At 70.6% G+C, this 23,608-nt stretch carries 19 protein-coding genes; 8 read left to right on the top strand and 11 right to left on the bottom strand.

What is annotated here, in order from left to right; translation table 11 throughout:
- Positions 1–38: 38 nt before the first annotated feature.
- The 6 genes from ACFXOM_RS27620 to ACFXOM_RS27595 form a co-directional block, all read right to left on the bottom strand.
- Positions 39–683, bottom strand: coding sequence for a hypothetical protein (locus tag ACFXOM_RS27620; protein ID WP_385039752.1), 645 nt, complete (start codon positions 681–683; stop codon positions 39–41).
- A gap of 1,549 nt (positions 684–2,232) precedes the next feature.
- Positions 2,233–2,685 (bottom strand): GNAT family N-acetyltransferase, encoded by a 453-nt coding sequence (locus tag ACFXOM_RS27615; RefSeq protein ID WP_384938937.1) that lies wholly within the window; start codon positions 2,683–2,685, stop codon positions 2,233–2,235.
- A gap of 847 nt (positions 2,686–3,532) precedes the next feature.
- Positions 3,533–4,225, bottom strand: a complete 693-nt coding sequence (locus ACFXOM_RS27610; RefSeq protein WP_385039749.1) for a response regulator transcription factor — start codon at positions 4,223–4,225, stop codon at positions 3,533–3,535.
- A gap of 279 nt (positions 4,226–4,504) precedes the next feature.
- On the bottom strand, positions 4,505–5,392 hold the full coding sequence (locus ACFXOM_RS27605; RefSeq protein WP_384938941.1) for a glutamate ABC transporter substrate-binding protein: 888 nt from the start codon (positions 5,390–5,392) through the stop codon (positions 4,505–4,507).
- Positions 5,393–5,747: 355 nt separating this feature from the next.
- The gene (locus ACFXOM_RS27600; protein ID WP_385039746.1) at positions 5,748–8,381 is read right to left on the bottom strand and encodes a SpoIIE family protein phosphatase; all 2,634 of its coding nucleotides are present in this window, start codon (positions 8,379–8,381) and stop codon (positions 5,748–5,750) included.
- 608 nt (positions 8,382–8,989) lie between these two features.
- Positions 8,990–9,970, bottom strand: a complete 981-nt coding sequence (locus tag ACFXOM_RS27595) for a helix-turn-helix domain-containing protein (RefSeq protein ID WP_384938944.1) — start codon at positions 9,968–9,970, stop codon at positions 8,990–8,992.
- A gap of 126 nt (positions 9,971–10,096) precedes the next feature.
- On the opposite strand from ACFXOM_RS27595, the gene ACFXOM_RS27590 reads away from it, so the two are divergent.
- Complete coding sequence (locus tag ACFXOM_RS27590) at positions 10,097–11,125, top strand: saccharopine dehydrogenase family protein (RefSeq protein ID WP_384948898.1); 1,029 nt, start codon at positions 10,097–10,099, stop codon at positions 11,123–11,125.
- Positions 11,126–11,318: 193 nt separating this feature from the next.
- Here the strand turns inward: ACFXOM_RS27590 and ACFXOM_RS27585 are convergent, their stop codons facing one another.
- Entirely contained in the window at positions 11,319–12,338 is a 1,020-nt protein-coding gene (locus ACFXOM_RS27585) for a 2-hydroxyacid dehydrogenase (protein ID WP_384938947.1), read from the bottom strand.
- Positions 12,335–13,504 carry a lactate 2-monooxygenase gene (locus ACFXOM_RS27580; protein WP_385039744.1) on the bottom strand — a complete coding sequence of 390 codons (1,170 nt, stop codon included), beginning with the start codon at positions 13,502–13,504 and terminating at the stop codon, positions 12,335–12,337. The genes ACFXOM_RS27585 and ACFXOM_RS27580 overlap by 4 nt, the downstream gene beginning before the upstream one ends.
- 113 nt (positions 13,505–13,617) lie before the next feature.
- Here ACFXOM_RS27580 and ACFXOM_RS27575 point away from each other — a divergent pair, with 113 nt between their 5' ends.
- Both ACFXOM_RS27575 and ACFXOM_RS27570 read left to right on the top strand, forming a co-directional pair.
- Entirely contained in the window at positions 13,618–14,799 is a 1,182-nt protein-coding gene (locus tag ACFXOM_RS27575; protein ID WP_385039741.1) for a PucR family transcriptional regulator, read from the top strand.
- A gap of 85 nt (positions 14,800–14,884) precedes the next feature.
- Complete coding sequence (locus ACFXOM_RS27570) at positions 14,885–15,133, top strand: SCO4226 family nickel-binding protein (protein ID WP_384938953.1); 249 nt, start codon at positions 14,885–14,887, stop codon at positions 15,131–15,133.
- A gap of 138 nt (positions 15,134–15,271) precedes the next feature.
- Here the strand turns inward: ACFXOM_RS27570 and ACFXOM_RS27565 are convergent, their stop codons facing one another.
- Together ACFXOM_RS27565 and ACFXOM_RS27560 are read right to left on the bottom strand one after the other, a co-directional pair.
- Complete coding sequence (locus ACFXOM_RS27565) at positions 15,272–16,228, bottom strand: trypsin-like serine peptidase (RefSeq protein WP_384938955.1); 957 nt, start codon at positions 16,226–16,228, stop codon at positions 15,272–15,274.
- 161 nt (positions 16,229–16,389) lie between these two features.
- A complete protein-coding gene (locus ACFXOM_RS27560) occupies positions 16,390–16,866 on the bottom strand; it encodes a GNAT family N-acetyltransferase (RefSeq protein WP_385039738.1) in 477 nt (158 codons plus the stop codon).
- 52 nt (positions 16,867–16,918) lie between these two features.
- On the opposite strand from ACFXOM_RS27560, the gene ACFXOM_RS27555 reads away from it, so the two are divergent.
- Positions 16,919–17,716 (top strand): exodeoxyribonuclease III, encoded by a 798-nt coding sequence (locus ACFXOM_RS27555; protein ID WP_384938959.1) that lies wholly within the window; start codon positions 16,919–16,921, stop codon positions 17,714–17,716.
- A 96-nt stretch (positions 17,717–17,812) separates the two neighbouring features.
- Positions 17,813–18,874, top strand: coding sequence for a DUF6528 family protein (locus ACFXOM_RS27550; protein WP_385039736.1), 1,062 nt, complete (start codon positions 17,813–17,815; stop codon positions 18,872–18,874).
- A gap of 117 nt (positions 18,875–18,991) precedes the next feature.
- On the opposite strand, the gene ACFXOM_RS27545 is transcribed toward ACFXOM_RS27550, so the two are convergent.
- Entirely contained in the window at positions 18,992–19,627 is a 636-nt protein-coding gene (locus tag ACFXOM_RS27545; protein WP_384939068.1) for a MerR family transcriptional regulator, read from the bottom strand.
- Between the two features lie 193 nt (positions 19,628–19,820).
- On the opposite strand from ACFXOM_RS27545, the gene ACFXOM_RS27540 reads away from it, so the two are divergent.
- The 3 genes from ACFXOM_RS27540 to ACFXOM_RS27530 are packed head-to-tail and all read left to right on the top strand — an operon-like array spanning position 19,821 to position 23,430.
- Positions 19,821–21,614, top strand: a complete 1,794-nt coding sequence (locus tag ACFXOM_RS27540) for a flavin-containing monooxygenase (RefSeq protein ID WP_384938962.1) — start codon at positions 19,821–19,823, stop codon at positions 21,612–21,614.
- Positions 21,611–22,552, top strand: a complete 942-nt coding sequence (locus ACFXOM_RS27535; RefSeq protein WP_384948317.1) for an alpha/beta fold hydrolase — start codon at positions 21,611–21,613, stop codon at positions 22,550–22,552. Before ACFXOM_RS27540 ends, ACFXOM_RS27535 begins: the two co-directional genes overlap by 4 nt.
- Positions 22,549–23,430, top strand: a complete 882-nt coding sequence (locus ACFXOM_RS27530; protein ID WP_384948315.1) for an SDR family oxidoreductase — start codon at positions 22,549–22,551, stop codon at positions 23,428–23,430. The genes ACFXOM_RS27535 and ACFXOM_RS27530 overlap by 4 nt, the downstream gene beginning before the upstream one ends.
- Positions 23,431–23,608 lie beyond the last annotated feature (178 nt).

The following is a 23,608-nucleotide window of genomic DNA, read 5'->3' as shown; positions in this document are numbered from 1 at the left end:
ATGGGTGGCTCGGCGGCTGATCTCGGCTGCGTGGCGGCCTAGTCTCCAGCGGCGGCTCGCTGCCATTTGACGGCGACGGTGATGTCGATGCCAAGGGTGCGGGCAAGGACCGCGGCGGTTAGCTCGGTGGCCAGTTGGAAGAGTGCGGCTGAGCGGGCTTCCGCGAGCCGGATGCCGAGATTGCGGAGCCGTTCGCCCATGGCCCAAGCGCTGATCGGGCGGCCGGGCTGGCCTCCGGGGAAGAGCCAGGGTGAGTCTGTGCGGGCGAGGACGGCGTGGCTGCGGCGGACCGTGACTTGTCGGAGGGCCAGTTCAGCGACGGGTGCGCGAAGTTCGACGGGGACGGCGCCGAGGCGGATGTGGACGGCTCCGTCGGTCTCCTCGATGTGGTCGACGGTGAGCCGAGAAATCGCTGCGGGCCACTGGGCATAGAGGAGCAACAGCAGTCCTGCGGGGCGGTCTTCGGGCTTGATGGTGTCGTCGTGCAGGAGCCGGCGTGCGACGTTCCACCGGTGCTCGTCATCGAGTGGCCGGCTGGGGCCGTGCCGGCGGACAGCGGGGACGTGGACGGTGGTGACCTTGTTGGCGCGCGCCCAGCGGACGAAGTGCCCTGCTGTGTGGCGGTAGGTCGCGGAGTCGTCGGTGAGCCAATGATTGAGGTCGGCCTGTCGGCACGTCTCCAAGGCGAGGTCGTGAGCCTGAAGCCAGGTAGGGAAGGCGACGGCCGCATGGGTGCGTTGACGCGCGGATGCGAACTGCTGCGGAGTGAGGTGGCGGCCGTTGCTGCGTCGGCTAGTCGACGGACCAGGTGCCAGATCGCGTACTGGTGCAAGACTTTGCGCTGTTCGGGGTCTTGCTGTGATGCGAGAAGGCCGGTGAGGAAACGTTCGAGGCGGACCGTGTACTCGTCCCGCTCGGACAGGGCACAGACACCGACGAGGACTTGGCGGAGTGGGCGAGGGGCGGGCTGTCGGGCAGCTCGTCGAGGGCCTCGTGAGTCAGGGCTCGTCTGCCGGCCGCGAGGTCGGCCAGAACCGGAGACACGAGCGGCTTGTTCAGCCACCGATTGGCGGTGAGTGGGTGCTCGGTGGTGGCGATGTCGTTCCGCAGGGCTTCGAGACCGGGATGGAGGGCAGCGGACGGAGGGCCCAGGAGCTCGTTGAGGCGTCGATTGATGAGACAACGAGCGCACTGCCGGGGTGCGGGTAATCGGGCTCGCTGCAGGTGGGGCAGGTGTGCCAGACCTCAGGCGCGGTGTAGTCCAGGCAAAGGGGCTGGTCGAGAGTTCCGGAGACGACCGCCGCGATGTCGCCGCAGGCCGAGCACGGCGCGGAGTGACGCTGGCAGTCCAGGCACCATGGCCGACCCGTAGTCCGGGAGGTGCCGCAAGGTTTCTCTGCGTCGCAGATGCTGCAAGTCGCGGTGGGCAAGGAGGGGCAGCCTTGGCAGAGCGGGCCGTCCGGTGTGCGAGTGTTCACGACCCATCGTCGGCCGCAGTTGATGCAGGTCTCCAGGTTCGCCGGGTCGCTGACCAGGCAGTTCGGACACACTGGCCGGCCTTGGTCGTCGCGGGTGGTGGGCTCTCGGCGGGCTCCGCATCCCGAGCACTCCTCGATGCGGGAGTGGGAGATGCACATGCGGCAGACCCGCTTTCCGTCCAGGGGCTTGTCGATGTGTACGACTCTGTGGCAGCCGGGGCGGGACGGCCGGACGATCCCGGCGACGTCGGCCTCGTGCAGCAGGCCGATCAGCTTGAGGATCGCGCGGTGGGGTGCGAGGTGACCGTCGCCGGTCAGCAGAGTTGGGTGGGATTCCAGGGCCCAGGCAAGTTTCCGCTGGTAGGAGGGACGAGGTGCCGATCGGCGGACCGCCTCGGAGACCGTCTCCCGTTCGGCCTGCGGATCCAGTTCAGCGATCAGGGCACAGATCACTGCGATGGGGTCGCGTCCGTCGTCGTCCGGGCACTGGCCGCATCGTGGCCGCCCGGTCCGGTCGCGTGAAGCGACCCGGCGGGTGTCTCCGCAGGCAGCAAACACGGCTCGGGCTGTGGTTGCGTGTGGAGGTGAAGGCAACCACCACGGCCGGCCAAGGTTCACCCCGTCAACGAAGCAAACCGACCGGTACTTCATCCCACGAAGTCGCCTTCCACGCGGTCATCGGACCTCCACGAGGGCGACGTGGAAGGCTAGGCAAGAGGTCGGGGCCGATCCTTCGGGGGACGTCACCAGGCGGTCAGAGCTGCAGCTTGAAGCCCATGTGCGAGCCGGTGAAGCCGAGGCGTTCGTAGAATCGGTGGGCGTCGGTGCGCGTCAAGTCCGAGGTCAGTTGCACCAGTTGGCATCCCCGTCGGCGGGATTCATCGACGGCCCACTCGATGAGACGGGCACCGAGGCCATGGCCGCGCTCGGAGCCGTGCACCCGTACGCCTTCGATGATCGAGCGGCTCGATCCCTTGCGGGACAGGCCCGGGACGATCGTGAGCTGGAGGGTGCCGACGACCTCGCCGTCGCGGTCGGCGACCAGGAGCAACTGGTTCGGGTCGCTTTGCAGTCGCTCATATGCTGACTGATAGGGGGACAGGTCGTCCGGCGACTCGCGGGTCGCCCCCAGAGCATCGTCCGCGAGCATGGACACGATGGCCGGGATGTCCTCCCGTACCGCGCGGCGGATATCGATCTTCGTCATGCGGGGCATGCTAACCAAGCGCCCGACCCCACGGCAGACCGGCCGGACAGGCGGGCGGGCACCGTCGTTCCGCCCTTGTCTGGAGGGGAACTTGCATGGTCGAGAGCAGGGCGGTGTCTGGGGTTCCATGATTCATCTCACCATCCGGGCGCATTGCGGCCTCATGGATTGGCCACAACACCGGTGGCGTCGGCACCGAGGGCATCCGCCGCCCGGTCGTCGAAGTCATCGCCAGCGGCCACGAGATCCTCCGGTTCGGCTACAACCTCTGACCACCGGCAAGTCCGCCGGTCGACGCGTCGTCGACCCCGAACAACTGCCGCTCGGCAGCTTCGGCTTCCACCTCGCGGAGCAGGCGGAAGCCTTCTTCCGGGACCACCGCCTCTCGGTGCTCATTCCCGAGAACCACGTCCTGGTCTGGGGCAACCAGCGCATGGTGCACGCTGGGCGGCGCCGCGGGCGTGACCGCACTGCTGGACCTCTACCGTACGCAGCTCTCCACGGCCATGGCCCTCGCGGGTTGCGCCCGCGTCGCGGACATCGACGCGGAGCCGCTTCACGGGGCTTCCTGAGGCCGTGGAACGGATCCCGTCCGACACGACTCGGCACATCAGCGCGCCGGCGCTGGCGGAACGATCACCGTCCAGTCGGGACGTTCTTCACGAGGGTGAGGGATGGCCTGTCAGAGGTGCTCGGCAACAGCCCACCACACGAGGGCTCTTGAGCTGGGGCAGGAGCGGTGACGAGTCCCGTCCGGTCGAGGGGGCGGGCGCGATCTTCATCGTGGCAGGGGTGCCGATCCCCGCAAGCAAGGAGGAAGGGAACCCGCGGGGGCGACGGTGGGTTCCTACGCGGACGGGGCCCTGAGACGGTATCCGACTCCGCGGACCACTTCGATGAGGGCGGACGCCCGCAGCTTGGAGCGGAGGGAAGCCACATGTACCTCCAGGGTGCGCTCCGCACCGTCCCATCGGCTCTCCCACACCTCGCTGATGATCTGTTCCCGGCGGAAGACGATGCCGGGCCGCTGCGCCAGCAGCGCAAGGAGGTCGAACTCCTTGCGGGTGAGGTGCACCGCTGTGCCGGCCACACTCACCCGGCGGGCGGTCAGTTCGATCCGCACACCGCCGAACTGCAGCTCGCTCTCGTGCCGCACCTCGCCGCCACTCGGTGGGACGTTCCTCCGACTGACGGCGTGGATGCGTGCGATCAGTTCCCCCGTGTTGTACGGCTTCACGACGTAGTCGTCGGCCCCTCGGTTGAGGCCGTGTATGCGGGATCGAACGTCGGAGCGCGCCGTGACCATGATGACCGGGGTTTCGGTCCGTCTTCGGATCTTGCCGCACACCTCGTAGCCGTCGTGGTCGGGCAAGCCGACGTCGAGCAGGATGACGTCGAAGGAGTCGACACCGTTCGACAGCAGGGCTTGCAGGGCCGCTCCGCCGGTACGGGCGTGGACAACCTCGAATCCGTGCTGGGTGAGGATCGCTGATACTGCGGTGGCAACAGAGCGGTCGTCCTCGACCAGCAGCAGTTTCATCCCGGCTCCCTGGCGTTTATCAGTCGTTCGGCATGACGCAGTGGGTCGAATTCATTCCGACTTCGCGGGCCGCGTCAAGATGCCATCCGCATCGCGGACGCTTTTCGACTGGGCAACCACCAGTTCCGTTCTTCCCTACCGGTAGGTAGTTCCGTGGCTCTGCCGGGCGGATGCCGATGAAGCGGTTGGCGATCCTCGGATTCCGCTCGGATTCTGCTCGAATTTCGTGATGCCATCGTTGTCGCGGCGCTATGGAATCGTCGTGCCCGCTCGTGGTGGTCAGTAGCGCTCAAGCGGCGGAGGTTCGACGTAGGAGGAGCCTGATCGGCCCAGGGTCGCGAGAAAAGCCTCCTTGATGTCGCCGTTGTCGCGATGGACTTCGAGCGCATCGTTGACCGCGTCCCGGAGAGCACGGTCGCCCTTCAGCATGCCGATGCCGTAGGGCTCCTCCGTGAACGGTGCGCCCATGACCCGAAGTTTCAGAGGCTGCTGGGCGGCGAAACCCATAAGGATGGCATCATCCGTAGTGACCGCATCGACCTTCTCGTCGAGCAGTTGCCGCACGCATTCGTGGTAGCCGGTGAGTTCGACGGCTATGGCCCCGTATTTCGGCTTCTTGATTTCCTGCAGGGATGTGGACCCCCGGGCTGAGCAGACTTTCATGCCCTTGAGGGTTTGGGGGCCGTCGATGTTCATCTCGGTCATGCGGACGAGCAGGTCTGCTCCTGCCATGTGGTACGGACCCGCAAAGTCCACTTTTTTCCTACGCTCGGCGTTCATGGTGTACGTGCCGACGTAGAGATCGACGTCGCCACGGGCGATGGCCTGTTCGCGGGTGTCGGAGCGGACTGTCTTGAACTCGATCTCGTCGGCAGAGAAGCCAAGATCGGCGGCCACCATTTTGGCGATCTCGATGTCGAAGCCGGATCGATTGCCATCTGTGTCCACGGAGGCAAGGAAGGGTTGGTCGCTCTTGGAGCCGATGACAAGCTTGCCGGATCTCTGGGCGCGTTTGAACACGGGAGAGTCGATTGCCACATCCGGAGTGACCGGGTATGCGGGCAGCCCGGACTTCCGGTCGCCCGTGGCATCGTCGTTGCCGCACGCAGCGACTGATGCTGACAAGATGCAAAGGATCCCCACAGCGACTGATTTGCGATACCGCATGACGTACACCCCTTCGGCCGACTTCCTAGACGAGAACGTCCACCCGGGACCGCGTCATCAGTGCTCGCGGCACCGGTTACTAGCGCTGGGCTCCCGAGAACAGTGATTGCACTGCCTCATGTCGAGGGCTGCTGTGGCCGTGCGGTGCCGGCCCGGCTTCTCCCTTTGAGTCGTTGATGCAGCCTCATGTGCACAGCACACTCGCTTGGTCAGGGAAGCGGACTCCCTGTCCGGCTGCGGTGATGTCCGACAAGGTACTGACGCGAGGCGTAGAACCTCGCGAATCTGAGGGAAACTTGAGGGTCACGATTTCGTGCCGGCGCAGCCGGTTACCGCCGGCACGACTCAGCGAGCGTCACTCTTCGTCGGGCAGCGCCTGTTCGGCCCAGATGACCTTGCCTTCTGTCGTGTAGCGGGTTCCCCAGCGATCGGCGAACTGGGCCATCAGGAACAGCCCGCGGCCTCCCTCGTCCATGGTCGCCGCATGGCGCAGGTGCGGTGAGGTGCTGCTGGAGTCGGCCACCTCGCAGATCAACGAGACGTCCCGGATGAGCCGCACCCGGATGGGCCCGGTGGTGTACCGGATGGCGTTGGTGATGAGCTCACTGAGGATCAGCTCGGTGGTGAAGGCCATGTCGTCCAGCCCCCAGGCACCCAGTTTCTCCGCGACGGCATCGCGCGTCGCGGAGACGGCGGACGGTTCGCCCGGCACGTCCCAGTCGGCGACCTGCTCCGCGTCCAGTGCCTTGGTGCGGGCGACGAGCAGGGCGATGTCGTCGCTCGGACGGGCGGGGAGCAGCGCGTCCAGTACGACGCCGCAGGTGCCCTCCGGCGTTGGTGGGGCGGCGGCCAACGCGTCGCGCAGCATGTTCAGCCCCTCGTCGATGTCCCGTTCGCGGTTCTCGATGAGGCCGTCGGTGAACAGCACGAGCCGGCTGCCCTCGGGCAGCAGCCGTTCCGCGGTCTCGAAGGGCAACCCTCCCAGCCCGAGCGGTGGTGCCGCGGGCAGCTCGGGGAACTCGACGCTGCCGTCAGGGTGGACGAGGGCGGGCTCGAGGTGACCGGCTCGCGCCATCACGCATCGTCGGGAGATGGGGTCGTAGATCATGTAGAGGCAGGTGGCACCGGTGATCGCCGGTCGCTCGCTGTAGCCGGTCTCCTCGTGGTCGATCCGGGCGACCAGCTCGTCCAGATGCCAGAGAAGCTCATCCGGCGCAAGATCCAGGGCGGCGAAGTTGTGGACCGCGGTGCGCAGCCGCCCCATCGTCGCCGCGGCGTGCATGCCGTGGCCCACGACGTCGCCGACGATCATGGCGACCCGGCATCCCGAGAGTTGGATGACGTCGAACCAGTCGCCGCCGACCCCGCCCATGCCCGCGTGGGCGGGGAGATAGCGGTGGGCGGCCTCGACGGCCGAGTACACGGGGAGCGCGCTGGGCAGCAGACTGCGCTGGAGCGTGATGGCCATGGTGTGCTCACGCGTGTAGCGCCTGGCGTTGTCGACGGCCAGCGCGGCGCGGGTGACGAACTCCTCGGCGAGGGACACGTCCTCGTCGTCGAACGGCTTGGGCTTCCCGGACCTCCAGAACGTGACCACGCCGAGGACGTCCCCTCTGGCCTGGAGCGGGACGCTGATCATGGAATGCAGCCCGTAGTGCACCATCTTGCGGGCTCGTGCCGGGTCCTGCTCCTGCCAGCCGGCGTAGGAGGTCATGTCGGCCTCGAGGATGGCCCGGCCGCTGAGGAAGCCCGTGGCCTGCGGAGTGGCGGGTACGAAGTCGATCAAGGAGTCCAGCGGGTAGATCGGGGGGTTGTTCCGCACGCCGGAGAGGGCGATGCGCCGCATCGGGTAGGTGCCCGCGCCTGCGTACACCGGATCCTCGCCGCGCAGGACCTGGTCCAGCAGGTCCACCGTCGCGAAGTCGGCGAACTGCGGGACCGCGAAGTCCGCCAGCTCCTTGGCGGTCTGCACCACGTCGAGGCTGCTGCCGATCTTCAGCCCGGCGTCGTACAGCAGTCTCAGACGGGCGTGTGCGACATCGGCCCTTCCGGTGAGTTCCTGTAGTTCGGTGGTGTCGCGCACGGTCGCGACACTGCCGGGCGGCCAGCCGTTCCGGCCCGTCGAACGCTGATTGACGGCCAGCATCAGGTCGCCGGCCGGGTGCACTTCGTCGGTGGCCGTCCGCCCCGATACCAGCAGTTCGGTCATGCTCGGGTTGATGTCGAGGTCGGATACCCGCTGTCCCTCCGCGTCCGCTGGTAGCGCCAGCAGCCGGCGCGCCTCGTCATTGGCGAGCACCAGCCGACGGTTGCCGTCGACCACGATCACCCCTTCGCGCACGGCGTGCAGAACGGCGTCGTGGTGGTCGTACATCCGGGACAGCTCGGTCGGGCCCAGGCCGTGGGTCTGCCGCCGCAACCGCCTGCTGATGAGGGCCGTGCCGCCGGTGGCGAGGACCAGGGCGGATCCGCCCGCGACGAGCACCACGGGCAGCTGCTGTTCCGCCGTGCCGCTCACGTTCTCGACGGTGACGCCGGAGGTGACGGTCCCGATGACGGTGCCGTCGGTGTCGAAGACCGGGACGATCGCCTGCACCAGGGGCCCGATGGTCCCGGTGATCCACTCGACGACCACTCGGCCTTCCAGAGCGGGCTGGATGTTGCCGACGAACTGCTTGCCGATGCGATCGGGGAGCGGATGGGTGTAACGGGTGGCGTGGTCGTTCGTCACGACGATGAAGTCGACGTCGGCGGACTTGCGCACCCTCTCGGTGAGCGGCTGGAGCACCTTGGTCGGGTCCGGGCTCTTCAGGGCCTGCTGGATGCCCGGTGACTGCGCAAACGTTTCGGCGACTGCTACCGACCGGTCGCGTGCCGCGTCTTCCGAGTCGTTGCGGGACTGCAGTACCAGCGCCGCAACAGCCGCGATGACCAGCAGCAAAACGACGGCAACCTGCAGTACGAACACCTGGCTGGCGACGGTGCGCATGCGCGGAACCCCGAGCAGGCGTCGTCGAGCGGCACGGCCCGAGGGGCGCTCGGATCGGTCGCCATGACCGATGGTGTCTCTACCAGCCACTCCTTCATCTTCTACCCAATCCCCCGCTCGCGCGGAGGCACGGGAGAAATCGATACCGGAACGCGACGGCCCGCCGAGCAGCGGGCGGATGCCGGCCACGCCCCAGCCGCCGTCGAGCCTCCTCGGAGACCTCGTGGAACAGGGGGGCAACGCCCGCGAGGGGCCACACCGCGGAAACGGGACGAGCGGTGGTCACGAGCGCGGGCAGTTCCCCGGCCCGGCCGCCGACCGGGCCGCGCCCGTGGGCATCCCCGGGACGTCGGGCTGCGGTCAGCGGCTCTGCCCGGACGCCCCGGTCGACACCATGATCTGGACGGGCCCCGGGCACACGGGGGGTCGGCTCCTCCGGCGACGACACCGCAGCGGAGCCTTCGGTGACCGCGATGGGGCGCCGGGTACCGGCCGGCGTTCTTGGCATGGACCGGATCACCGTGCCAACAACGCCCGCGAAGCCTTGCGGTCCGCCCCGGGAGGCCGGGCCGTGGCGCGGGAGGCTCCGGCCATACCCTCCCCGTGCCCTACGGTGTGCGGTGTTGCCCGTCGTCGGTCGAGGCGGGGCGGGTCCGCGCGCGGAAGGTGCGCCGGTAGGCGTCGGGTGGGACACCGACCGTCCGGTTGAAGTGCCGGCGCAGCGTTGCGGCCGTGCCCATGCCGGTGGCCAACGCGATGGTGTCGACGGTGTCGTCGGTTGTCTCCAGCAACTCCTGGGCGTGGCGGATCCGTTGGGTGAGCAGCCATTGCAACGGGGTGGTGCCGGTCACCGACCTGAAGTGGCGGCCCAAGTGGCGTGAGCTCATCCGGGCCCGGCGCGCCAGGTCCTCCACGGTGAGCGGCCGGTCCAGCCGCTCGATCACCCAGGGGAAGAGTTCGGCGAGCGGGTGGTTGCTCGGGGCGGGCACGGGAGTGGTCACGAACTGGGCCTGCCCACCGTCCCGGTGGGGTGGCACGACGAGTTTGCGTGCGAGCGCGTTGGCGACGGACGCACCGTGGTCGAGGCGGACGAGGTGCAGGCACAGGTCCATGGCTGCGGCCTTGCCGGCGGAGGTGAGCACGGTGCCGTTGTCCACGTAGAGGACGTCAGGGTCCACCGTCACCCCGGGGTACCGCTGGGTCAGCTCCCGGGTGTGCGCCCAGTGCGTGGTTGCTCGCTTGCCGTCGAGCAGGCCGGCGGCGGCGAGCACGAAGGCGCCCGTGCAGAGGGACACCAAGCGTGCGCCCGCCTCGTGGGCCGCGCGCACCGCGTCGATCAGTCCGGCCGGCGGGTCCTGGTCGACGTCGGCCCAGCCAGGGACGATGACGGTGTCGGCGCTCGGGAGGTGGTCGAGTCCGTGGTCCGGTTCCAGCCGGAAGCGGCCGAACTGCACGGCGCTCGATCCACAGACGGAGAGCCGGTACCAGGGGTCTGCCATGCCGGTCATGTCGGCTCCGAACACTTCGCACGCCAAGGCCAGTTCGAAGTGCAGCATGCCGTCAGTGACGGCCAGCGCGACAGTTTTCATGTCCGGAAGTGTACGAGGCATGGCGTTCCGGACAGTCGCGGTGCCGGACCGGCCTTCGCCAGGATGTCCGTGACGGATCGCAGCGGAACAGATCGCAGCGGATCACCACAGCGCGGGGGAGAACTCATGGGATCGGGCCAGACGGTGGCGGTGTTCGGCGCGTACGGGCACACAGGGCGGTTCGTGGTGGCGGAGCTGCGGGAGCGCGGGTTCCTCCCGGTCCTCTCGGGCCGCGACGCCGAGAAACTGAAGGCGCTGGCCCACGGAACCGACCTGGAGCACCGCCCGGCGTCGGTCGACGATCCGGCCTCGCTGGACCGTGCGCTGGCCGGAACGGCGGCGGTGGTCAACTGTGCCGGACCCTTCGCCACGACGGCCGCGCCCGTGATCGAGGCGGCACTGCGGGCCGGGATCCCGTATCTGGACGTGGCGGCCGAGATCGAGGCCAACGCCGACACCTTCGCGCACTTCGCCGACCGGGCACGGGAAGCGGGCGCGGTGATCGTCCCTGCGATGGCCTTCTTCGGCGGCTTCGGCGACCTGCTCGCCACCGCGGCGATGGGTGACTGGACGGTGGCCGACGAGGCGCACGTCGCGTACGGGCTGAGCCATTGGCATCCCACCGCCGGGACGCGCGCGGCGGGTGCGGTTTCCCGGCAGAGGCGAGGCGGCCGACGCGTCGTCCACACCAACGGGCGGCTGGAGCACCGTCACGACGCGCCGCCGACCACGGAGTGGTCCTTCCCCGACCCGATGGGGACCCGGCCCGTCATCGGTGAGTTCACCATGGCCGACGTCGTCACCCTGCCCAGCCACCTGTCCATCCCTGACGTGCGCACCTACATGACGGTCGAGGCGGCCGGGGACATCGCGGCCCCGGACACGCCGACGCCGGCCGCGGTCGACGAGCGCGGGCGGTCCGCTCAGACCTTCCTCGTCGACGTCGTCCTGCGGTCCGGCGACGCCGAGCGGCGCGCCGTGGCTCGGGGCCGGGACATCTACGCCGTGACCGCGCCCCTCGTGGTGGAAGCGCTCGACCGCATCCTCACGGGACGGATCAACGCGGTCGGCGTCGCCTCTGCAGGAAAGATCTTCGATGCGCTCGACTTCCTCCGCGCACTCTCCCCGTACATCACCGTCGAGTTGTGCCGATAGCGGGCCGAGCGTCCCTGCTCCCTGCCGGGCCGTGCCTGACGCCCCCCCGTCCATGGGCACCCGCAACGGGTCGGAGTCCCTGCCGGGGGTCCGGCAGGGACTCCGCGGTGCCGTGCCTGGTGAACCGGGGCACGGCCGGGCGGACGCGGCGTCCCGGCAACGGAGTCTCGACCGGGGCGAGGTCTCGCGCCGACTAGGCCACGACGTCCCGCAGGGGTTTGCCGTCCAGGTGGTCGGTGGCGTTCTGGACGGCCGCCAGGGCGATGCGCACCAGCGTCTCCCGGGTGACGCCTGCCACGTGCGGGGACAGCACGACGTTCGGGGACTTCAACAGGCGGAGGGCAGCCGTTGGGGGTTCCGGGTCGAAGACGTCGATGCCCGCGCCCGCGAGGGCGCCCGCGGCCAGCGCGTCCGCGAGGGCGTCCTGATCGATGAGGGCTCCGCGGGCGGTGTTGATGACGAACGCCGTCGGCTTGAGCAGGGACAGGCGTTCGGCGTCGAGGAGATGGTGGGTCTGCTCGGTGAGCGGGGCGTGCAGGCTGATGTAGTCCGAGGTGCGCAGGAGTTCGTCGAGGGTGACGAAGCAGGCTCCGCCGAGCCGTGTTTCGGTCTCCGCGGCCACGGGACGCGGGCCCGCGTAGATGACGCGCATGTCGAAGGCGACGGCACGCCGGGCCACCTCCTCGCCGATGTGGCCGAGACCGACGATGCCGAGGGTCTTTCCGGAGAGTTCGGTGATCGACTGCTGGAGCCGGGGCAGTGCCCAGTCCGCGGCGACGAGGGCTGTGTGCGCGGGTACCAGCTGCTTGGCGAGGGCGAGCATGAGGGCGAAGGTCTGTTCGGCCACGTTCTGCTTCTCGGCGCCGCTGGAGCCGATGTTGCAGACGGGGACGGCACGGGCACGGGCGGCGTCGGTGTCGACGTAGTCGTAGCCGTGGCTGGCGCACTGCACGAGTTCGAGGTCGGGGGCAGCGGCCATGTGCTCCGCGGTCACCGGCGCGAGGCCGGTGATGATGACGTGGGCCTCGCGCAGCGCTACCGGGTCCTCGTCGGTCGTCTCGACGACGGTGACCCGGAAGTCGGGGAAGAGACCCACCAGGGCGGCTCCGGCCGTACGGCCCCCCACATGCGGGGAGATGACGGCGAGGATGCTCTTGGAGGTGGCGGCCGAGGTCGAGACGGTCGCGGAGGGGGTGGAGTTCGGGGAGGTCATGCGGCTTCCTTGATGAGGTCGTCGGCGGTCGGCGAGTCCGGTCGCGCGTGGCCGGACAGAGCCAGGGTGAGGTCGAACTCGGCGAGCAGGCAGCGGATGACGTGGTCGACACCGGCCTGGCCGTCGAGTCCGAGTCCGTAGGCGTACGGGCGGCCCAGCAGCACGGCGCGGGCGCCGAGCGCGAGGGCCTTGAACACGTCGTCCCCGGTGCGGACGCCGCTGTCGAAGAGCACGGTGAGCCGGTCGCCGACGGCCTCGACGACCCGGGGCAGCGCGTCCGCCGCGGCGACGGAACCCGCCACCTGGCGGCCGCCGTGGTTGGAGACGGCGACGCCGTCCATGCCGGTGTCGGCGGCGCGGCGCGCGTCGTCCGGGTGCAGGATGCCCTTGAGGACGATGGGCCCGTCCCAGTGCTCGCGCAGGAATGCCAGGTCCGGCCAGGTCTTGGCCGGGTCGGCGAACATCCCGACGAAGTGCATCACGGCGGCGTTCGGGTCCTCGTGCACCGGCTTGGCGAGGCCCGCCAGGAAGGCGGGGTCGCTGAAGTAGTTCGCGGTGCCCACGCCGTGCAGGAACGGCAGGTAGGCCTGGTCGAGGTCGCGGGGCCGCCAGGCCAGCAGCGGGGTGTCGAGGGTGACGAACAGTGCCGTGAATCCGGCCGCCTTCGCCCGGGCCAGGAAGCTCGCCGTCACCTCGCCGTCCTTGGCCCAGTACAGCTGGAACCACCGCTCGCCGTCGCCCATCGCCTCGGCGACCTGCTCCAGCGGCGTGCTGGAGGCCGAGGACAGGATGTACGGCACCTTGCGGGCCGCCGCCGCACGTGCCGCGGCGCACTCCGCTTCCGGATGCATGATCGACAGCACTCCGACGGGTGCGAGGGCCAGCGGCGCCGGCAGCGGACGCCCCAGCACCTCCACCGACAGATCACGCTCCTGCACGTCACGGAGCACGCGCGGCACGATGCGCCAGCGGTCGAGCGCCTCGCGGTTGGCCCGCGCGGTACTGCCGCTGCCTGCGCTCCCCGCCACGTAGCCGAACGGCCCGGGACCGAGCCGGTGCTCGGCCAGGGCCTCCAGCCGGGTCAGGTCGGTGGGCAGCCGGGGCACGGCTCCCGTCATGCCGTGGAGGTAGACCTCGTACTGGAAGTCCGCCCAGTGCGTCGCCATCCGTGGGTTCCGCCTCTCGTCGCTGAGACTGCGCTGTACGGGCCGATCCTTTGCGACAGTGACAAGGTGCGTCCACGGTGGTGCGCACATCGAGCCGCTGCGATTATCAACAGGTGATAAGTGAGCGGGAGCGGGTCGTGAAGGGGCTGGCCGCCGATCCACGGGTCGTCGAGGCGGTCGTCGACGCCGTCCACCGGCAGGTGCCCGCGTACGCGGCCCTGGACGGCAGCAGGTTGCCGGAGGTGCGGGCCATCGCCGCCTGGGCGCTGGACCGGCTGCTGCACCTGTGGTGCTCCGACGGTGCGCTGGAGCCGGCCGATCTGCGACGGTTCCGGGGTATTGCTGCGGCCCGCGCGGCGGACGGCCGCCCGGTGCAGGCCGTGCTGCGCGCCTACCGGGTCGCGGCGGCCGTGATCGCGGAAGAGGTCGCGGCGTACGCGCCCCGGCTCGCCGCCGAGGACGCCTTCGCACTCACCCGGCTCCTGCTGGCCGTGCTCGACACCCTGTCCGAGGTGATGGCGACCGAGTACGCCGCCGCGAGCCAGTACCTGACGGGTGACCGCGAGCAGGCGCAGCGGCTGCTGCTCGACGACCTGATCGCGGGGCGGCACGCCTCCGTCGGGGCACTGACCGATCGGGCGGCCCGGTTGGGGGTCCAACTCCCCGACCCCTACTGCCTGCTGGTGGCCGAGTCCGCCGAGCCTGCGGGGCGCCCGCACATCACCCAGGGCGCGGCGGTGGGGCTGCTCGCCTCGTTCGCCGGGTACGGGGGCGGGGCGACGCGGATCGCGACGACCCGCGGTTCGCGCGCAGTGCTGTTGCTGCCGGTGGCGGCTGCGGCTGCGGCGCCGGAAGCACTGCGGGAGCGGGGCTGGCGCGGGTGTGCGGTCTGCGGCGAGAGCTTGGACCGCATCGCGGTCGCGCATCGCCTCGCCGCGGACGCGCTGGACACCGCGCCGGCGCACGCCCACCACCCGTCGCGGGTCCTGACCGAGGCGGACGCCCATGTCCTCGCGCTGTTGGCCGGGCATCCCGCCGCGCCGCCCGACCGGATCGGCCGGCTCGTCCTCGGTCCGCTCACCGACCCTGCCCAGCGGCATCTGCTGGAGGCGCTCACGGCGTACGTCGACACCGGATCGGCGAGTGCCGCGGCCCGCGTACTGCACCTGCACCCCCAGTCCCTGCGCTACCGCATCCGCCGCATCCACGTGCTCACCGGCCGGGATCCGCGGGACCCCTGGCAGCGGCTCACGCTGGACATCGCCCGCACCGTGGTGGTGGGGGCGGGCGGGTAGCGCCGTCGGCGTGGTGCCGTCGGAGCGTGGCGGGGGGAGCATGGAGGGGACGGCACAGGAACGAAGGTCAGGAGGTGTGAGAGGCATGGGCATGTACATGGACGTCCATCGAGGGATGAAGGGCATCACGTCCGAGCAGCTGCAGGAGGCCCATCGAGCGGACCTCGCCATCGAAAAGGAAGAGGGAGTCCATTTCGCGCGGGCCTGGGCGGATCCGCAGTCCGGGACGGTGTACTGCCTCTCCGAGGGGCCGTCCGCCGAGGCGGTCCAGCGGATCCACGAGCGGACCGGGCACCCCGCGGACGAGATACACCCGGTGCCACTCTCCGTGTGAGCGCGGCACGGGCCGGTGGCCGCTCCGGGCCCGCCGGCCCGCGATGCCCGCGGGGGGGTGCGTTCGTGCCGGGGAGACCGGCGGGGGCGTGCCGTTCCGCCGGCCTCCCGTCATGACGTCAGGGCCCGTGGCCGTGCGTCAGGACGCCTGGGCCTTGTCGTACAGCGCCTTCGCGTCGTTGCCGAAGTACGGGCCGAACATCCGGTTCGGGATGAAGATGTAGCCGAAGCTGTTCACCGAAGCCTGGAGGCCGGTTCCGGTGGCCTCGTCGAAGCCGGCGAACCAGGGACCGCCGCTCGAACCACCCGTCATGTTGCAGGCGATGCCGTGGTCCTGGGTGAACAGCCAGTCCTTGGAGCTGTTGCCGCTGCAGTAGATCAACTTCGTACCGTCGTAGGGGGACGCGGCCGGGAAGCCGAAGGCGTACATCTTCTGGTTGTAGCCGCCGTTGAACTGCACGCCCTGCGCGCCGGTGACCGCGGTGAGTTTCTGGCCGTTCAGCGGGGCGACGACCGCCGCACCGATGTCGTAGTTGATGTCCTCGGTCGCCTCCCACTGCGGGGTGGTGAGCGTCTTGGTCGCGGTCCACTGGCCGTACGGTGCCTGGCCGTTGTCGTACGCGGGCACGAAGACCCAGTTGGTGTGCCAGCTGCCCTGGTACTTGACGCAGTGCCCCGCGGTGAGGATGGTGCTGGAGTTCTGGCTGGTGACTGCGTTGCCGCTGCAGGAGGCGGTCCTGCCCTGGAAGGTGAAGAACACCCGGCCCGAGGTCTTCACGACGGCGCCGCCGCCGGTCCAGGGGCCGCCCGCCTGCGGGAAGGCGGTGGGGGACACGGTCGTCGTCGCGCCTTCCGGTCGAGGGGCCTTGAGGCTCGTGGCGGCGTGCGGGGTGAGGGCCAGGTCGAGGGGGGTGGCGCTGCGCATCCGCTCGGCGGTCCAGAAGGTGCGGGCCTGGTGCTGTTCGGTGGCCGAGGCGCTGCGCGTCGGGACGGGTGAGGGAGTGGCCGCGTCGGCCGCGGTCGCGGCGGAAAGCCCGGTCGCGAACAGGGCTCCGACGGCTAAGAGGATGCCTGCGGCAGTGCGATGGCGTCTCACGCATGTCTCCTTCTGCCGTGCCCGGCATGGGTGGTGCCGGGCAGGGTGGGGGATGAGAACGGTGCGGATCGGCGTGCCTGAGGCAGAGTGCCACGGAAGGACTCAATTTGTCAGGGGCGCGTCAGGCTTGTTCTGTGCCGCCCCTTAGCGCGGCCCGCGCCTCAAAGGGGCTTCGCGAAGCAGCGGCTGGCATCGGAGTCGCGATAGTGGCCGAACTTGGCGCACGGCTCGTAGCCGCAGGAGGTGTAGAGCGCGATGGCCTCCGGCTGGGCGGTGCCGGTCTCCAGCACCATGCGCGCGCGGCCGGCCGCGCGGGCGTCCTCCTCCAGTGCCGCCAGGAGGCGCCGGGCCAGGCCGCGACCACGGGCCTCGGAGATCACGAACATGCGCTTGAGCTCGGCATCGCCGTCCTCGTAGCCGAGGTCATTCGCGTCCTGACTGCGCCAGCCGCCCGTGGCCAGCGGCCGGCCCGCGTTGTCGTACGCGAGCAGGTACAGCCCCCGCGGCGGGAGGAACATCGAGGGGGCCAGTGGTGTGGCGTCGCCCTCACCGCCGTAGCGGGCGGCGTACTCCAGCTGTACCTGGTCGTTGAGTTCGACCGCGTCAGGATGGTCGAAGGACGTCGACTGTATACGCATGCCTGAAAGCGTACATGTATGCACCCTCTGTCTCCTCGGTTATTGTGCCGGGATGCTCACTGTGACCACCGTCAATGTCAACGGTCTGCGCGCCGCCGCCAAGAAGGGTTTCGTCGAGTGGCTCGCCGGGACGCCCGCCGACGTGGTGTGCCTGCAGGAGGTGCGTGCCGAGGCGCACCAGCTCCCGGAGGGCGTGCGCGTCCCCGATGGCTGGCACGCGGTCCACGTCCCTGCCGCCGCCAAAGGCCGCGCGGGCGTCTCCGTCTACACCCGGCGCGAACCCGACGCGGTGCGCACCGGATTCGGCAGTGAGGAGTTCGACGGGAGTGGGCGGTACCTCGAGGTCGACCTGCCCGGAGTCACGGTCGCCAGCCTCTACCTCCCCTCCGGTGAGGTCGGTACTCCGCGGCAGGACGAGAAGGTCCGGTTCATGGACGAGTTCCTGCCGTACCTCAAGAGCCTGAAGGAGCGGGCAGCGGCTGACGGGCGGGACGTCCTGGTGTGCGGCGACTGGAACATCGCCCACCGGGAGGCCGACCTGAAGAACTGGAAGGGCAACAAGAAAAGCTCCGGCTTCCTGCCCGAAGAGCGCGCGTGGCTCGGCCGGGTGTACGACGAGGCCGGATACCACGACGTCGTCCGGGCCATGCATCCGGAGCAGGAGGGCCCCTACAGCTGGTGGTCGTACCGCGGACGCGCCTTCGACAACGACACGGGGTGGCGCATCGACCTGCTCGTCGCGACGCCGCGGCTCGCCGGGACGTGCGTGAAGGCGTACGTGGAACGTGCCGCGAGCCACGGCGAGCGGTGGAGCGACCACGCGCCGGTCACGGCGGTCTTCGAGTTCTGACCCCGGGGCCGGTCGGGTGACGAACCGTCACGGCGGGCGGCGGTGGCGGCTGTCGGTGCGTGATCGGGCGGACGCCGTCCGGCAGGCTCGGGTGCCGTGCGACGTTCCCGCCTGCGCGCCGTCACGGCCGCCCTCCTCGGTGTGCTCGCCCTCGCGCTGCCGGGGGCGGCCCGGGGCGTCCCGGCGCCGGCCGTTGCGGCGGCAACGGAGCTCCCCGACCCGCCGGACGTCCTCGTCACCGACCAGGCGTCCAAGCGGCTGCTGCTGCTGGACGGATCGCGGGGCACCTGGGATCCGGGCGCCGATCCGTCCGTCGTGAAGTGGTCCTTCTCCCCGGTCGGCGACCCCCGGTACGCCGACCTGGACCCGGAGAGGAGCTGGGTGTACCCGGACGAGGCGAAGGTGCGGACCCGCCGCGGACGCACCTACGTGCTCATCACGGCCTCGTTCGGTTTCGCGGCCGTCGTCGAGTACCCCTCGGGCGGACGGTACTGGGGCGGCGCCCTCGCGCCCGGCGGCATCGAGCTCAATCCGCACAGCATCGAGCTGCTCCCCGACGGCGACGTGGCCGTCGCGGCCAGTACGGGCGGCGTGGTCAGGCTCTACGCGGCCGCGCGGAGCGCACCGGGGCACGGTCGCGCGCGAGGCAACGCCGACGAGCACGGGCCGTACGCGTCGTACCCCCTGGCCGAAGCGCACGGTCTGCAGTGGGACCCGCGGCTCAAGGTGCTGTGGGCGCTCGGCCGGGACCGCCTGGTGGCCCTGCGGCCGGGCGGCACGGCCGAGCGGCCCACGCTCACCAGCAGCTTCGAGGTCCCGCTGCCCGGCCCGCACGGGCACGATCTGCTCCGGGTCGCGGGCAGGCCCGACCGGCTCTGGGTGACCACCGGATCCGCCGTGCTCCAGTACTCCACGACCCGGCGGGCGTTCGTGCAGGACTTCGCGGGCGCCCGGGAGGTCAGCCGCGCGAACGTCAAAGCGGTCGGCAACGATCCGCTGACGGGGGGCGTGGTGTCCACCGCGCCCGAGAGGGGGCTGGCCGAGACGTGGTGGACGCAGAGGGTGACCGTCCACCGGCCCGACGGCAGTCGGCACTTCTTCCGGCTGGTCGACGGCGGGGTCTACAAGGCCCGGTGGTGGCTACCGGCACCCGTGTGACGGGCCGGCCCGTCGCCGGCCGGACCCGCCCGTGACGGGCCGGCCCGTCACGCCGACGCGGTGCGGCGGCGCACATCGGGTCGTGGGGTCCCGCAGGGGTTCTGCGCAGCCCGTCCGTCAGGCCGTGGGTCCCGCCGCCGTCCCCCTCAGCCGTCGGTCCAGCGCCATCGACAGTTCCGCGTCCACGACGCTCTTGGCGAGGGGGCGCAGCCGGGTGATGTCCTCCCCTGCGGCGTGTGCGTGCAGCAGATCGGCGAACAGGTCGGCCAGTGCCTCCGCGTGGTCGCGCACCTGCCGGCCCGCCGCCAGTACGGCCGAGAGCGGCACGCCTTCCTTGACCAGCACGGCGGACACGTCCAACAGTCTCCGGCTGATGTGGACGATCTCGTCTCCGTCGGTGGCGACGTAGCCGAGTTCGAGCGCGGCAGTGAGGTTCCCGGGGGTGACCTCGCCCTCGAAGTAGTCGGCGAGCGCCTCCGGGGTCAGACGGACCGGGGTCTCCTCCGACGGTTCGCCGAGCCCCAGCACTTCGCCGACGTCCCGGCCGCTGTCGAAGGCGGACGCGAGGTCGGCGATGCCGCTGAGGGTGTGCCCGCGTTCCAGCAGGGCGGCGATGGTGCGCAGCCGGGCGAGGTGGTGGTCGTCGTACCAGGCGATGCGACCCTCCCGGCGCGGTGGCGGGATCAGACCGCGCTCGCGGTAGAAGCGCAGTGTGCGCACGGTGATGCCGGCCTCCTTCGCCAGTTCCTCCATGCGGTACTCGCGGCCCCTGCTGCGTTCGTCCGTCACGTCCGCAAGCCTATGGTGTACCGCCGGTAACTTGTGGGGTCGGACCTCTATCGCTCGGTTGGTGGAGGCTCTACCCTCCCAACCGTGCCAGTGTTTGCTGGCAATGTCTGGTCGTCCGGTACGGGGCGCCCGGCAGGAGTCTGCGAAAGGCGGCGTCATGGGCCGGCAGCACGAGCACGTGCGGGTGGCGGTGATCGGATCCGGGTTCGGCGGCCTCGGCGCTGCGGTCCGGCTGCGCCGTGAGGGGATCACCGACTTCGTCGTCCTGGAACGGGCCGACTCGGTCGGCGGGACCTGGCGGGACAACAGCTACCCCGGGTGCGCCTGTGACGTGCCGTCCCACCTCTACTCCTTCTCCTTCGCCCCCAATCCCGACTGGCCGCGCACCTTCTCGGGCCACGAACACATCCGTGCCTACTTGGAGCACGTCACCGACACCTTCGGGATCCGTCCGCACGTCCGCTTCCGGCACGAGGTACGGATGATGCGCTGGGACGCGGAGTCGCTGTACTGGCGGATCGAGACCTCCCAGGGCACGCTCACCGCCGACGTGGTGGTGTCCGCGGTAGGACCGCTCTCCGACCCGAAGGTCCCCGAGGTGCCCGGGCTCGCCGGATTCCCCGGCAAGGTCTTCCACTCCGCCCGCTGGGACCACGAGTACGACCTGCGCGGCAAGCGGGTCGCGATGATCGGGACCGGTGCGTCCGCGATCCAGATCGTGCCGGCGATCCAGCCCGAGGCCGGTCGGCTGACCCTGTTCCAGCGGACCCCGCCGTGGGTGATGCCCCGTACGGACCGTCGGATCACCGCGCTCGAGCGCCGCCTGCACCGTCACCTGCCGTTCACCCAGGCGGTGCGGCGCGGGGTGCTCTGGGGCATCAGGGAGCTGCAGGTCAGCGCCTTCACCAAACGCCCGGGCCGGCTCGGGCTGGTGGAGTCCCTCGCGAAGGCCAACATGGCGAAGTCCGTCAAGGACCCGGCGCTGCGGGCCAAGCTGACGCCCTCGTACCGCATCGGCTGCAAGCGGATCCTGCTGTCCAGCGACTACTACCCGGCACTGGTCGAGCCCAACGTGGACGTGATCGCCTCGGGGCTGGCAGAGGTACGCGGCTCGACCCTCGTCGCCGACGACGGTACCGAGACCGAGGCAGACGCCATCGTCTTCGGCACCGGGTTCCACGTCACCGACTCGCCGATCGGCGAGCGGGTGGTGGGCGCGGAGGGCACCACGCTCGCCGAGGCGTGGAAGGACGGCATGGAGGGACTGCGCGGGGCGACGGTCGCGGGCTTCCCCAACTGGATGACGATCATCGGCCCCAATACCGGCCTCGGGAACAGCTCGATGATCCTCATGATCGAGTCCCAGCTGAACTACATGGCCGACTACCTGCGGCAGTTGCACGTGCTCGGGGGCAGGGTCGCGCTGGGCGCGCGGCCCTCGGCCGTGGCGGCCTGGAACAGGCGGGTGCAGGACCGCATGCGGCGCACGGTCTGGAACACCGGCGGCTGCACCAGCTGGTACCTGGACGCGAGCGGCCGCAACACGGTCGTCTGGCCGGGGACGACGGGCGAGTTCCGGCGCGAGACGCGCGCGGTCGACCTCGCCGAGTACGAGGTGGTCCGCCCGCCGCGCGGCCCTCGGGCGGCTCCTGCGGCCGGCAACGGGGCGGCAGCGACGGCAGCGACGGCGGGACCGGGTACCTCGGCGGGGGCCGGCACCACCACGCCCACGACGACGGACACGCCATCGGACGGGGGCACGGAGCTGCCGCCGGAGGCCGCTGCGGAGGAGACAGCCGGCGCGACGCGGCGGGCGAAGGCCGCGCCGAGGGAGCAGCCCGCGCAGAACGCGGCAGAGCCACCGGGGCCCACTCCCGGGGCATCGGCCGGGACCGCCGCCGCGACCGGCGGGGCACCCGCTCAGGGGACCGCCCGGGAGGTGGGCGCGTGAGCCGCCTGATGAAGCGCTCCGGGCGCTCCGTCGCACCTCCCGTAGCCCTGCACGAGCTCACCGCCGTCTCCGCCGACGGCACGCGCCTCCACGTCGAACTGCACGGTCCAAAGGACGCGCCCGCCGTGGTCCTCGCCCACGGTTGGACCTGCTCCACCCAGTTCTGGGCGGCCCAGATACGCGATCTGGCCGCCGATCACCGCGTGATCGCGTACGACCAGCGCGGCCACGGGCGCACCTCCGCAGCCGCGAAGGCCGGTCACAGCACCCGCGCCCTCGCCGACGACCTGGAGGCGGTGCTCACCGCCGCCTTGGAGCCGGGCCGGAAGGCCGTGCTCGCCGGGCACTCCATGGGCGGGATGACGCTCATGGCCGCCTCCGCGCGACCGGCGTTCACGGAGCACGCGGCGGCCGTACTGCTGTGCAGTACCGGAAGCTCCCGGCTCATCGACCGGTCGCTGGTGGTGCCCGTGCGGCCCGGGCGGGCAAGGACCCGGATCACCCGGGCCGTCCTGGCCTCCCGGGCCCCGCTCGGACCGGTGACGGCGCTCTCGAAGCAGATCCTCCGCTACGCCACGATGGGGCCGGGCTCGGCGCCGGAGAAGGTCGCGGAGTGCGCCCGCATCGTGCACGCCTGCCCGCGCGCGACCAGGGTGGCCTGGGCGCACGTGCTCGCCGCGCTGGACCTCGACTCCGGCGTGAAGGAGCTGGCCGTTCCCGCCGCGGTGCTCTCGGGCACCGCGGACCGGCTCACCCCGATCGTGCACGCACGTGTGCTCGCCGCCGCGCTACCCGACTGCGTGGACCTCGTGGAGCTGACCGGCGCGGGGCACATGACCCCCGTCGAGGCCCCTGAGGCGGTCACCGGTCGGATCCGGTGGCTGGCGGACGTATACCTGAAGACGGAGAAGGAACAGCAGAAGGAGGGTGTGGCGTGAGCAGGGTCGGACTCGAAGGACAGGTCGCCGTGGTCACGGGAGCGGCACGCGGTGTCGGGGAACTGCTGGCCCGCAAGCTGTCGGCGCGCGGCGCGAAGGTCGCGCTCGTCGGCCTCGAGCCCGACGAGCTCAAGCGGGTGGCCGACAGGTTGCACGCCGACTGCGACCACTGGCACGCCGACGTGACCGACCACGAGGCGATGGCGCAGGTCGCGCGGGAGGTCAAGGAACGCTTCGGCAAGGTCGACATCGTCGTCGCCAACGCGGGCGTCGCCTCGGGCGGGCCGTTCGCCGACTCAGACCCGGACGCCTGGCGGCGCGTGATCGAGGTCAACCTGATCGGCAGTGCCGTGACCTGCCGTGCGTTCCTGCCCGTCCTGATGGAGAGCCGGGGCTACTTCCTGCAGATCGCCTCGCTGGCCGCGGTCACCCCCGCACCGATGATGACCGCCTACTGCGCTTCCAAATCGGGCGTGGAGGCATTCGCACACAGCCTGCGCGCCGAAGTCGGTTACCGGGGCGTCACCGTGGGCGTCGGGTATCTGTCCTGGACGGACACCGACATGGTCCGCGGCGCCGACCAGGACGACGTGATGAGGGAGTTGAGGCAGCGGCTGCCCTGGCCGGGGAACCGCACGTACCCGCTCGGGCCCGCCGTGGACCGGATCGTCGCGGGCATCGAACGGCGCTCCGCGCACGTGTACGCCCAGTGGTGGCTGCGCGGGATGCAGCCGCTGCGTGGAGCCCTGCCGGGTCTCGTCGCGCTCGCGGGACAGCGGGAGATGCGGCGCGTTGCACCGCGTCTCGGGAAGGTGGCCAGGGGGCTGGTCGGCGCGGGCGGCGCGGCCGACGAGAAGGAGCGCGCCAGGCACCTCTGATCGAAGTGTGGGTGATGTCCTTGCGTGCCGGGCTGGTCGGGGCTTGGCCCCGGGGCCGGTGATCCGGCGGCCCCGGGACCGGGACGACCACCCGTCCGTCCCGCAGTGACCCGGGCCGCGGTGCCGGACACCCGCGGTCCGCGGGAAGGGGCGCACTCCGCACACGGGCTGCGCGCCC

The sequence above is a fragment of the Streptomyces sp. NPDC059169 genome (genome assembly GCF_042755225.1).
Classification (GTDB): domain Bacteria; phylum Actinomycetota; class Actinomycetes; order Streptomycetales; family Streptomycetaceae; genus Streptomyces.
This window is presented reverse-complemented; position numbering and strand designations above follow the sequence as displayed.